At 48.4% G+C, this 12,866-nt stretch carries 9 protein-coding genes; 2 read left to right on the top strand and 7 right to left on the bottom strand.

The annotated features are described in order from the left end of the window. Positions 1-359: 359 nt before the first annotated feature. The 5 genes from B160_RS0113925 to B160_RS0113950 form a co-directional block, all read right to left on the bottom strand. Positions 360-863 (bottom strand): GNAT family N-acetyltransferase, encoded by a 504-nt coding sequence (locus B160_RS0113925; protein WP_018628537.1) that lies wholly within the window; start codon positions 861-863, stop codon positions 360-362. 169 nt (positions 864-1,032) lie between these two features. Next, positions 1,033-1,731 carry a porin family protein gene (locus B160_RS30680; RefSeq protein ID WP_169540066.1) on the bottom strand — a complete coding sequence of 233 codons (699 nt, stop codon included), beginning with the start codon at positions 1,729-1,731 and terminating at the stop codon, positions 1,033-1,035. A 157-nt stretch (positions 1,732-1,888) separates the two neighbouring features. Beyond that, on the bottom strand, positions 1,889-2,584 hold the full coding sequence (locus tag B160_RS0113940; protein ID WP_018628539.1) for a porin family protein: 696 nt from the start codon (positions 2,582-2,584) through the stop codon (positions 1,889-1,891). 39 nt (positions 2,585-2,623) lie between these two features. Further along, positions 2,624-3,298, bottom strand: a complete 675-nt coding sequence (locus B160_RS0113945; RefSeq protein ID WP_018628540.1) for a YiaD family glycine zipper/OmpA-like lipoprotein — start codon at positions 3,296-3,298, stop codon at positions 2,624-2,626. A 149-nt stretch (positions 3,299-3,447) separates the two neighbouring features. Continuing rightward, positions 3,448-4,158, bottom strand: a complete 711-nt coding sequence (locus B160_RS0113950) for a hypothetical protein (protein WP_018628541.1) — start codon at positions 4,156-4,158, stop codon at positions 3,448-3,450. 424 nt (positions 4,159-4,582) lie between these two features. Between B160_RS0113950 and uvrA the strand changes: the two genes are divergently transcribed. After that, on the top strand, positions 4,583-7,417 hold the full coding sequence (gene uvrA / locus B160_RS0113960; protein ID WP_018628543.1) for an excinuclease ABC subunit UvrA: 2,835 nt from the start codon (positions 4,583-4,585) through the stop codon (positions 7,415-7,417). A gap of 137 nt (positions 7,418-7,554) precedes the next feature. On the opposite strand, the gene dnaE is transcribed toward uvrA, so the two are convergent. Then, complete coding sequence (gene dnaE / locus B160_RS0113965) at positions 7,555-11,226, bottom strand: DNA polymerase III subunit alpha (RefSeq protein ID WP_018628544.1); 3,672 nt, start codon at positions 11,224-11,226, stop codon at positions 7,555-7,557. A gap of 158 nt (positions 11,227-11,384) precedes the next feature. Further along, positions 11,385-11,573: a hypothetical protein gene (locus B160_RS0113970; protein ID WP_018628545.1), complete on the bottom strand. Its 189-nt coding sequence runs from the start codon at positions 11,571-11,573 to the stop codon at positions 11,385-11,387. 44 nt (positions 11,574-11,617) lie between these two features. On the opposite strand from B160_RS0113970, the gene B160_RS29140 reads away from it, so the two are divergent. Then, positions 11,618-12,376: a C40 family peptidase gene (locus B160_RS29140; RefSeq protein WP_157558059.1), complete on the top strand. Its 759-nt coding sequence runs from the start codon at positions 11,618-11,620 to the stop codon at positions 12,374-12,376. Positions 12,377-12,866: the final 490 nt, after the last annotated feature.

Consider the following 12,866-nt stretch of genomic DNA (forward strand, 5'->3'; position numbering starts at 1 on the left):
CATTGAGTGCCTGTAAAATTAGACAAATTTTTAATGGAATGGCGCGTGCAACGGGGCTATTTAAGAACCGGCATTCCCTTGTTTGAATTTTTGGAAAATGTAAAACGGTGCACGGGTTTTAGTGCAGGATGCTGCGTTCCGGCCGCCTTTTAATGAATTGTAAATTATTGCACATTATTCTAAATCAATCATTTGTGTAATATTTTATCGATCGCCGTGTTTTTTCGGATGGAAGAATGCGGTTGCTGCCTGCGATGTTTGGGGGGCGTATTCCGGAAAAAAATAATCAGCTCCACGGGCGCGAAGGGCGGGTTTGAGGAGCGAAAAGAATTGTATTCAGAACAATTGAAGCCGGGCCCTTATAAGGATTTTCGCATCTGGTAATCGTTCATGAAGAATCCTCCGCCGATGTCAATATCCTCTGTTTTTATAACCTCATATCCCTGGCGTTTGTAGAAATCAACGGCTTTATTCTGCCGGTTTACGTTCAAAAGAAGGTACTGGGCGCCCCGATTTTTTGCGATCGCCTCCATGTGCTGTAACTGGAATTTGCCCAACCCTTTTCCGTGCATTTTCTGCGACAGGTAAATTTTATGCAGCTTCCACGAGTCCTGCTCTTTCTGCTCAATTGCGGTATAGCCCATATCGGCTCCGGCATGATTGAGGATATAATATTCCACACCCCGCTGCATTTCCATTTCCAGGACAGCAGGGGCATACATCAGCTGCAGCATATAGCCGGTTTGTTCCGGGGTCAGGATCTGCTCAAAGGCTTTTGGCCAGATGTCCAGCGCCAGCTGATGGATGATGGCGATTTCCTCTGTTGTGGCTTTTCTTATGGAGGTTTTTTCCGGCAGTATCATGGAGCAAAGATAGGGTGGAAGGCGTATTGATGAATGCCTGCCGGGAAGCTTATGGGGCCCATTACAAATCAAAGGCGCTTTTTAAGCATGAAGGCGTGAAGGGGCATTGAGGCGCTGTTTTCTTGTTTGAAGTTCCTTAATGATTTGTTGCAAAGTAATGGTGCTCCCATCAGAAGCGATAGCCTGCAGAAAGGGTAAGCACCCGGTTCCTGAATTCTTCCTTGGTCATTTTTTTGTTTTCGGCAGGGGCAATGTTTTTTAGCCCTGCCTGCCCGGTGAGTTTCAGGAATACCGACTTGGAAATGATCAGGCCCGCCAGCAGGTTGATGCCCAGATCGGTTCTCCTGCCATAATTGAATTTCTGATCATCGGGGTCTTGCCGGCTTATATCGGTATATTCTATGGTACCGGTATCCCAACCCCATGCGCTGCGGTAGGTCATTGTCCACCTGCCGCCCAGGCCATAGGCAAAGTAGGCCCCGGCTCCTAAAAAAAAGCGTTCGGTATTGCCCGGGATCCGGTACAGGATATTCAGGGGTATTTCACCATACCAGGGATTGACAACCAGTACGCCCTGGCCCTGATCATCTTCATAGTCCTGGCGGAAGCCCTTGGTCGAGAACAGAAGGCCGGTCTGCAGGTGCAGGGATTTCCGGTGCAGCATGACGGGTACCGAGGTAAGCAGGCCCAGCTGATAGCCGGGGTTGAATGCGTTGTCAATAGAGGTTCCGTTCCTTGATTCTTTCCAGGAGACCCTGGATAAATTGAACCCTGCGGTTACGCTAACCCTTGTTTGCGCCTGTGTGGCCGGTACCGAAAGAAAAAGCGTGCAGCAGATCAGGATGCGGAGGGGTGTGTCCTTCTTCATAAGCGGAACAGTTTTTATGAAATAGTTGCATTTTACCCTGTTAAGATAGGCCGTTTCAGGGGTTCCCCGTCCGTAGCGGATGAAAAGTTTGGTTAAAATTAAAAAACCGCCCCCGGAGGGGCGGCCCATGTTTCATAAGTTCGGAACTAATTGTTTTTTAGAATTTATATCCAACGGAAATTCCAAATCCTGAGTTTTTAATTTTTTCATCCGGTTTCTCGCCATCATTTTTGGGTGCGATGTTCAGGAGACCCAGTTGGCCGTTCAGCTGGAACGATAATTTGTTGGCAAATTCATAACCAAAGAGCAGGTTAGCACCGGCATCGAAAGGTTTACCATAGATGGCTTTGTCATTGGAACCATCCGTGCGGTCATTTTTGAACTCAAGGTCGCCTTCTGTGCTTCCTGTGTAGGAACCGGCGCTTCCGTCTATTTTCCATTTACCGCCTAAGCCGTAAGCTACATAGGGGCCTGCACCCAGCAACAATTTTCCTGTTCCCAGTTCCGGCTTATAAAGGAAGTTAATGGGAACCTCCACATAATAAGGGGTTGTTTTGCTGGAAACATTAGCGACGCCGTAATAGTCATCATCGGTTTTAAAGCCTTTGGTGCTGAACAATGCACCCGGCTGCACATAGAACTCATCGGCTACAGGAATATCAAAAGTTACCCCGGCGTGCCAGCCCGGATTCAGCTTTGTGTCTGTTTTGTCACCGTTTGCATCTTCAATGGTGGCGTTCGAAAAGTTGGCGCCTGCCCGGATGCCGATCTCTACCTGGGACATTGCTGCGCCCGATATGCTGACCGCTGCCGCAACCATAAATGCTTTTAATAACTGATTTTTCTTTTTCATAAAATTATAGGTTTGATGATCGATTTTATTAAGGCCTGACTATCCTTTGTTGGCTTCCTGCGCTGCATCTGCCTTCATTTTTTCATTGGCAGAGATCACAAATTCCACGCGGCGGTTCTGTGCCCGGCCGTCAGGAGTATCGTTTGAATATTTGGGAACACTGAATCCATATCCCTTTGTGCTCATCCGTTCCAGCGCTATATTATGCGAACCAAGATAGTTGGCTACGCTGGAAGCTCTTCTTTCTGATAAGGCCTGGTTGTATTTGGCCGTGCCGGTATTGTCGGTATGCCCCTGTATTTCCAGGTCGGTATCCGGGTATTTGTTCAGGATCGTGATCAGGTCGTTCAGGGTGTTCTGGGCTGCTCCGGAGAGGGATGACTGGTCGAAACCAAACAGGACAGCGCTGTTGAACTCTACGGTAATCCCTTCACCCACGCGCTCTACCTTGGCACCGGGTACCTGTTGCTTGATCTCCTCTGCCTGCTTATCCATTTTTTTACCGATGATGGCACCGGTTACCCCGCCTACGGTTGCGCCAATAATGGCACCCAGCCCGGCATTACCCGCGGCCTTTCCGATTACAGCCCCCATAGCAGCACCGCCTCCGGTTCCAATGATGGCCCCTTTTTGAGTCCGGTTCATGGAATCGCAACCTGCAAGGGTTAAACCGGTTAATGCGATTCCCAGTGATAGATTTCTCAGTTGTTTCATGTTTTTTCTTTTGATATTCTTTGCTTTGCCAAATAATATGCCAAATTGTAATTTGAAAATTTGGCAGTCGGAAATAAGACCCGTTTATATCAGAAAGGGTTGCCTTAAAGTTGGCAACCCCTTGATTTTAACATTTTTATTGATCCCGATTAATTCTCAGATGGGGCTGCTTCCGGGCTGGCTTCAACAGCGGCTGCCGGTACATCCGTCTTGGTGCCGGTATAAGTGCTGCCCTTGATCACCGGTTTTTTTGTCGTTGTCTTTTTCGGTTTTGAAGCCGTATCGTCGACCATTCCGGCATCTGTCAGGGCAGTGGAATCTGCTGCAACATTCATTTCGGGGAATGCTGCTGTAGGCTCTTCTTCATTGTACTTATTGCCGATATTTACATAAATGGCATTGGCCTCTTTATCAAAGATCAGGGTGCCTTCTTTAATGGAACGGCCGCTGATCACTTTGCTTTTGCTTTTTGTTGCGGCGTCGTCTGTGGTTACTTCCGCAGCTGCATCCATCGCATCATCATTGGCCAGGGTTTTTTGTGCGGGGATCTTGTAAGTAGCGGGCGCATCTTTGATCAGCGCTTTAAACTTACCTTGCGGTAAACCGCTTACCCAAACGATGCCTTTATTTTCTTCGTCCCTGGTGATGGTCAGATGAGACGCTGTGCCCTCTTTATCAGTTACATCGAAGGAACCGAGCACCGGGAAAATTTCGTTCTCCGTCAGTGAATCCGGCATCGGTAGCAATTCCTTGGGTTGGGGTTTATAATTCCTGGGAACCTCCGGAGTGCTTGTTTGAGCGAAGGTTACTATTGTAATGGCAGTTGCCAGTATGAATGTAAGAAACGACCTTTTTTTCATAAATACATTTTATTTAAGAATTGATTCAAATTACCCTACGTACTGAAATTATTATGCCAAACCGGTTGTTTGCCTGGAAAAATGTATATTTTAATTTTTGGTTATGAGTTTCCGGGTAACCCCTGATAGCTGACCCGGAGCGGCAGCTTGTTACGGCCTGGTCCCGGAGTGCCTGAAATTCAGCATTTCAGGTTGTGCAGTACCGTATTGTGGGGGAGCAGGAAGCGCTCATCTTCCGGAAACAGGCGCTTTTTTTATACCGACGCCCGTTTTCTACATTGCCCCGAGGTAACCGGTACATATGGTCCGGCGAAGGGTGGAAAACAGGATTTATGGCTGGCCTGGTGATTTGGCGCATTCAGAAGAAAAATTTATGTAGGTTTGTGCCTGTTTTTTTCGATCATCCCAAAATTTATGATACAAGTTGAAAGCTGAAAGCGAAGTGATTGAGGTGTCCGGTGCCCGGGTGCACAATCTGAAGAACATCGATATTTCCATTCCGAAGAACGAACTGGTGGTGATTACCGGGATCAGTGGCAGCGGAAAATCATCCCTGGCGTTTGATACCATTTATTCAGAAGGTCAGCGCCGTTACATGGAAACCTTCGGGGCCTATGCCCGCCAGTTTATCGGCGATATGGAGCGCCCGGATGTGGATAAGATCACAGGACTTTCTCCTGTGATCTCTATTGAACAGAAGACCACCAATAAAAATCCCCGCTCAACGGTTGGAACGATCACCGAAGTGTATGATTTTTTCCGGTTGCTGTTTGCACGGGTGGGCGAAGCCTATTCTTATAACACCGGCAAAAAAATGGTGAAGTGGAGCGAGGAGGAGATCGTGGAAAATATTTTTGACCGGTTCCGGAATCAGAAGATCCACCTCCTGGCCCCTGTAGTGCGGGGACGTAAAGGTCATTACCGGGAACTGTTTGAAGACGTGCGAAAGAAAGGATTTTTAAAAGTGCGGGTGGATGGCGAGATCAGGGACCTTGTTCCCAAGATGCAGGTAGACCGTTATAAGATCCATGATATAGAGATTGTAGTGGACCGGTTAGAGGTAAATCCTGCTTCAAAGGCCCGGCTGAGCCAGAGTGTGCAGGCAACACTCAAATTGGGAAAGGAGCTGATATTTCTGCTTGTGGAGGAATCGGACCAACCGGTACAATACAGCAAACAGCTGATGTGCGAAGACACCGGTATCAGTTATGAGGAGCCTTCGCCCAATTCGTTTTCGTTCAACTCGCCCTATGGTGCCTGCCCTTATTGCAAAGGGATCGGAACCGCCTATGCGATCGATATGGAGTCCGTAGTGCCGGATCGTAATCGGAGCATCAGCGAAGGAGGCATTGCACCCCTGGGTGAAGAGCGCAATGCCAGCGTATTTCAGCAGGTGGTTTCTTTTGCCAAAAAACATAAGATCAGTCTGAGCAAACCGGTTGGCGAGCTGCCGGAAGGACAGTTGGAGTTGTTGTTGTACGGAGATGGGGCAGCTAACCGGGAACTGGACCTGGATGGTGCAGACGACTCGGTCCCCGATATTTATACCGGCAGCTACGAAGGCATCATTCCCATGCTGAAGCGCTGGTTCTTTTCTACCCAGACTTCCGAATGGCTGCGTGAATGGGTGGAACAATTCATGATGCTGAAGTCCTGTCCTTCCTGTAACGGCGCCCGCCTGAAAAAGGAGAGCCTGTGGTTTCGGGTGGATGAGCGGAATATAGCGGAGCTGAGTAATTTAAACCTTGACAAACTGGGCAACTGGCTGAAGGGGATCGAATCCCGTTTGTCGAAGAAACAAAATGCCATTGCCAAAGATATTTTAAAGGAGATCCGGGAGCGGCTGCAGTTCCTGCTAGATGTAGGTCTGACCTACCTGACGCTTTACCGTCCGTCCCGGACGCTGAGCGGCGGTGAATCACAGCGGATCCGGCTGGCTACACAGATCGGCTCACAATTGCAGGGGATCACGTATATCCTGGATGAACCTTCTATCGGGCTGCACCAGCGCGACAATCACCGGCTGATCACTTCCCTGCAGCACCTGCGTGATATCGGCAACAGCGTGCTGGTGGTGGAGCATGATAAAGACATTATGCTGGCTGCGGATTACCTGATCGATATCGGGCCCAAGGCCGGGTATCACGGAGGGCGCGTAGTGGCCAAGGGTTCACCTGAAGAGATCCTGAAGCTGGACACGATTACTGCCGGTTATCTGAACGGACATCTGAAGATAGAGACGCCTGCAGAGCGCCGGTCCGGTAACGGAAAAACACTGGAGCTGAAAGGCGCCACCGGTAATAACCTGAAGAATGTGAGCGTAAAATTTCCGTTGGGCAAACTGATTGTGGTAACGGGAGTCAGCGGCAGCGGGAAATCGACCCTCATCAATGAGACCCTGTATCCCATTTTATCACAGCACGCGTATCATTCCAAGAAGGCGCCGATGGCGTATAAATCGGTAAAGGGATTGGAGCATGTTGATAAGGTAGTGGAGATCGACCAGTCGCCCATTGGCCGTACGCCACGGAGCAACCCGGCTACTTACTGCGGATTTTTTACAGATATCCGCACGCTCTTTGCAGCGGTTCCGGAGGCAAAGATCCGGGGGTATAATGCCGGGCGTTTTTCCTTTAATGTAAAAACAGGCCGTTGTGATGTGTGTGAAGGCGGCGGCATGCGGGTCATTGAGATGAACTTTCTGCCGGATGTATATGTGCCTTGTGAAAAATGTAATGGCAAGCGCTATAACCGGGAAACACTGGAGATCCGGTACAAAGGAAAATCGATCTCCGATGTACTGGATATGACGGTAGACGATGCCGTGGAGTTTTTTCAGGCCGTACCTTCTATATACCGGAAGATAAAGACCCTGCAGGATGTAGGGCTGGGTTATATTACGCTTGGACAAAGTGCGGTAACGCTGAGCGGGGGTGAAGCCCAACGGGTAAAACTGAGTACGGAGCTTTCCAAAAAAGATACCGGCAAAACCTTTTATATCCTGGATGAACCAACCACCGGTTTGCATTTTGAAGACATCAAGCACCTGTTGCAGGTATTGAACAAGCTGGTGGAGAAAGGAAATACCGTATTGGTGATTGAGCACAATATGGATGTGATCAAAGTGGCCGATCATGTCATTGACCTGGGCCCTGAAGGAGGTGATGGGGGCGGGCGTATCCTTTTTGAAGGAACGCCGGAGGCGTTGGTGAAGTGTAAGGAAAGTTATACGGGCTTTTATCTGAAGGGGGAATTGTGAGGCTATTGGCTACAAAGTGAGGTTGCAAAAAACATTAGTGCCCTTCCGGAGACAGGGTGACCGGAAGCGACTTTTAGCACTGCTAAATGGTCTTCATCGTCGCCCTGTCTCCTTGAGGCTGTGTTGTAGGAGACATTCTAATTCAATTCCACTGCTACGTTCCAGTTGGCTTGTTTTGAAAGATACACGATCAGTTCATTGTTCATTTCAAAACCTTTTCCGCGGGTTAACAGGTCCACTGTGATGTCTTCCGTTGCATCTTTTATAGACAACTTAAGTGTGCTGGGCCCCTTATGTGCTTTGAGGTTGGAATGAATGAACTCAACGGTTTCTTTGGTGACTTCCTCTACCGGTAATTCTATCTTCAGATTTTTGGTCTGGTTCTTCATCACGCTTTCCGCAAGGCAAATAGAAGTGATCTTGAAATCAAAATCGCCGTTGAACCGCTGCTTGAAGTAACCGGTCAGATATACGGTGGCTCCCAGCTGCAGCATGGGCGAATATTTCATATAATCTTCCGAGAACAAAACCATGTCCAGCTTGCCGCTGTAATCCTCAATGATAAAGCTTCCGAATTTGTTCCCCGTTCTGGAGATCCGGTGTTGCGCATCGGATACCAGCCCCATGATCTTGAAACTGGCTGCCGAGCTTATCTTTTCTTTATCCTGTGTCTTATATTCGTTTAGGTAGGAGATCTTTGTGATGCCATAGTGTTCCATTTCAAACCGGTAATCATCCAACGGGTGCCCGCTGATGAAGATCCCCGTTACCTGTTTTTCATGATCGAGTTGCACCACCAGCGGCCATGGGGCACATTCAGGGATCTTTGGTACCTGTACCTCCATTACTTCTGCAAGGTCACCAAACAGGGTATTGGTGCTGGTTTGAGCCTGAGCCTGACAGACCTGTCCATATTTTATGATTTTTTCAAGGCCATTGGTAAGATCACCCGGCGGTATATGAAAATACTGCGCGCGATACAGGTCTGCAAAACAATCGAATGCGCCTGCATACGCCAGGCTTTCCAGCGTTTTTTTGTTCACCGTCCGTTGGTTTACCCGTTTGATCATATCGAAGATCGAGGCATAAGCGCCATTTTCATCCCGTTCCTGGATCAGGCTTTCCACGGCCGCTTCCCCTACGCCTTTCAATCCACCCAGCCCAAAGCGGATCTCTCCTTTTTTATTTACGGCAAATCCCTTTTGCGATTCATTGATATCCGGTCCCAGTACAGGCAGGCCCATGCGTTTACATTCTTCCATGAAGAACGTGATCTTTTCAAGGGAACCGGCGTTGTTCAATACCCCGGCCATATACTCGCTGGGGTAGTGGGCCTTCAGGTAGGCCGTCTGGTAGGCCACAAAAGCGTAACAGGTCGCATGCGATTTGTTAAACGCGTACTGCGCAAATGCTTCCCAGTCGGTCCAGATCTTGTCGAGTTTGTCCGCAGGATGCCCTTTTTGCGTGGCACCTTCGACAAACTGCTTTTTCATTTTATCCAGTACCGCTTTTTGTTTTTTACCCATGGCCTTCCGCAGTACGTCGGCATCCCCCTTGCTAAAGCCGGCCAGCTTCTGGCTCAGCAGCATCACCTGCTCCTGGTATACGGTGATCCCGTAGGTGTCTTTAAGGTCGTCTTCCATTTCCGGAAGATCAAACACTACCTCCTGGCGGCCATGCTTCCGTTCGATATAATCAGGGATATAAGCCAGCGGGCCCGGGCGGTACAGAGCGTTCATCGCAATAAGGTCGTCGAAACGGTCGGGCTTCAGCTCCCGCAGGTATTTTTGCATGCCCGCACTTTCAAACTGGAACGTGGCATTGGTTTCGCCTTTCTGATAAAGTTCATAGGTCTTTTCATCATCGAGCGGAATATCGTCTATTACAATATCAAGATTGTGGTTTTGTTTGATCAGTTTCAGCGCGTCTTTAATAATGGTGAGGGTCTTTAAACCCAGGAAGTCCATTTTAATAACCCCTGCTTCTTCAATCACGCTGCCCTCGATCTGGGTAACCCACAGGTCGGAGTCCTTAGCGGTACTTACAGGCAGCAGTTCCGTCAGGTCTTTGGGTGCAATGATGATGCCTGCAGCGTGGATGCCAGTATTGCGCACAGAGCCTTCAAGGATTTCGGCCTCGTGGAGTACCTTGCTTTGAAGATCGTCGCCATTGTAAACATCACGGATCCTTTTTACGTTTTCAATGTCATCGGCACCCAGTCCTTCTTTTTCGATCAGTGATTTTTCCCCGGCTTTTGGCTGTAGTGGTGCATGCAATACCCGTTTCAGTGAGATGCCTGGTTTTTCCGGCACCAGCTTGGCCAGGGCATTGGAGTCGGGAAGGGGAAGGTCCATTACCCGCGCCACGTCTTTAATGCTCATTTTGGCGGCCATGGTACCGTACGTAATGATCTGCGCCACCTGGTTTTTGCCGTATTTCTGTACCACGTAGTCGATCACCCGCTGACGGCCTTCATCGTCAAAATCGGTATCGATATCCGGCATTGATTTGCGGTCGGGGTTCAGGAAACGCTCAAACAGAAGGTTGTACTTAATGGGGTCAATATTGGTGATACCGATGCAATAGGCCACTACAGAGCCCGCTGCGGATCCCCGCCCCGGGCCTATGAATACGCCACTGTCGCGCCCGGCTTTGATAAAATCGCTCACGATCAGGAAGTACCCGGCAAAGCCCATGGTCTTGATGGTGAACAATTCAAAATCAATGCGTTCTTTGGTGCTGTCCGGCATCACGCCATAGCGTATTTGTGCGCCCTCGTAGGTCAGGTGCCGGAGATATTCCCACTGGTTCAGCGAGTCGGCCGAAACCAGCCCCTTGTCTGTTTTTTCATCCTCGGTATGCCGCTTAAAATCTTCGGGGATGGGAAAGTTGGGCAGGAGGATGCTGCGTTTCAGATCCAGTAATTCAATTTTATCAACTATGGCGTTGGTATTGTCAATGGCTTCGGGAAGATCAGCGAACAGTTTGCTCATTTCTTCCGTATTCTTAAAATAGAACTGGTCATTGGCAAAGGCAAAACGCATGTTCTTCATGTTTACATCATCGTCGGCAAAATCACCCCGGAAAGCAGGGGTGGATTGCTTTTCGCCGGTATTGATGCAAAGCAGGATATCATGGGCGTTGAAATCGTCCTGTTCCACATAATGCGAATCGTTGCTGGCAATGATGGGCACCTTGTATTTAACGGCAAAGCGGATCAATACTTCGTTCACCTTATCCTGGTCGCCGATGCCGTGGCGTTGCAGCTCTACATAAAAGTCTTCTCCAAAAAGATCCAGCCACCACTTGAATTCCTGCTCGGCCTCTGCTTCCCCTTTGCGCAGGATGGCCTGTGGTACTGATGCTCCCAGGCAGCAGGTGGTGGCGATCAATCCCTCATGATACTGCAGGACCAGTTCTTTATCAATACGGGGGTATTTGCCATACAGCCCTTCTATGAACCCCAGGGAAGTGAGCTTGGTAAGATTGCGGTAACCCTGTTCATTTTTAGCCAGCAGGATCTGGTGGTAGCGTTTATCCTTCTTTTCTTTGGTAAAGGTTTTTTCGTGACGGTTCTCCACGAGGTAAAATTCGCAGCCTACTACCGGCTTTACCTTCGGTTTCCCGTTTTCGTCCAGATGCTTATAAGCTTCTGCCACAAACTGGAAAGCACCATACATATTTCCGTGATCGCTGATGGCCAGGGCCGGCATTCCGTCGGCGATGGCTTTTTTGTACAGGGAGCCGATGGGAGCGGCCCCATCCAGCAATGAATATTGTGTATGGACGTGTAAATGCGAGAATTTCATGTGTACTTCTTTAATATGGGGCCTGTATCTTACAGCAGGGATTGCTGAAAAAACAGCTTTTAGTGCTGTTTGACACGAGGCCTGTTCGAACTGCTAAAATGGGACAAAAACGGTAAAGAACGGGTATATTTTTATGCACATTCTCTAAAAGGCAACAATCAACTGCCTGTTACTGTTTTGTGCACACGAACGATTGTGATTGCTTCTTGATTACTATAAGGCTCGATTTTATTTGTATTGATATTCAATATAATATGTATTTTATTCAAAAAAAAGTCTCCCCCGGGCAATAAATGCTCTTGATCTGCGTTATGATAAATTGGAAATGGAAATTCCAGCATGGTCATTTTTTAGGCGTTGCTATTGGTAAATAAATTTAAAAGAAATCGTTTTGAGATATATATTGACGGGATTTAGCTTGATGGTGCTGATGGCCAGTTGCTCAACCGCTTCTAAATTTTTTACCTCGTCCAATAAGAAAACTACAAATACAAAGCTGCAACCCACTCAAGAGCCCACCCTCGCCAATGCTTATATGGAGCAGGTGACCATTTCCCCTGGCAATTCCAAATCGGATACGAGGATGCGGCGTATAGAAAAGAATATAGCTTCCAGCGGGGTAAAGGATGTAAAAGCCCTGCATGCTGCGATCATTGTTCCCCGGTCGGCTCCGGCAACAGAACTTCAAAGAAAATACGCGGTCATATTAAATGTGCTGCCCAATTCGATCAGTAATAATGACCTGCTGGAAACGATGGATGATTGGTACGGTACCCGCTATCAATATGGCGGAACCACCAAATACGGCATCGACTGCAGCGCTTTTACCCGTGAAATGTATCGCGGGGCTTACGGGATAGAGCTTCCCCGGACCGCCCGCGAACAATATAGCCGTGTGCGTAAGATCTCCAGTACCGAACTGAGGGAGGGTGATCTGGTTTTCTTTAATACAACGGGCGGTGTTTCGCATGTTGGGATGTACCTGGGTAATAACAAATTTGTGCACGCTTCTACCAGTAAGGGCGTTACCATCAGCGATCTGTATGAGAGCTATTATATTTCACGTTTTATAGGCGCAGGGCGTATAGAAGCTACGTCTGAAGAGTACCTGGCGCATAATAACGAAGGATCTTCCGGGGTGAGTAATTAATGATTTTTTTATTAGTAAGGAAAGCGCTTCTTTATGGAGCGCTTTTTTTGCGTTACAACCTGTGGAAGATCTGCCGGCAGGCTGTTTGAGGTTTGAGGTTTTGGGTTTGAAGGTTAACGTTTGTTGTTTGTGGGTTGGGTCCCGGTTTTATGCCTGGTGCTGGATTTTCTTTCGAAAGTCCACAATCCTTATTAGATGCCGTTTATCTAAGGGCATTTAATAAACCTTGCGGCTGCTTTTCTGTTTTTCCACTTTTCCAGTCAATGAAAAGTGGAGCAAAAATCTTTTCCGCCGAAAGGCGAATCCTGCAGGACCAGAAAAATCTGCACTTCAGGCTTTGTTCCGCTTGAGGCGGAACGCCATTCCGTTTGATTTTTCTTTTCGCTGTCCGGCGGAAGCCTTCTAAGCAGGGCCTCTTTTAGCATGTGAACCGCCTTTTTATAAACAGGTCCTGCCCCCGATCATTTTGTTTGAAAGCGGGTGGTTTATG

The organism is Niabella aurantiaca DSM 17617 (assembly GCF_000374125.1).
In the GTDB taxonomy this organism is placed as follows: domain Bacteria; phylum Bacteroidota; class Bacteroidia; order Chitinophagales; family Chitinophagaceae; genus Niabella; species Niabella aurantiaca.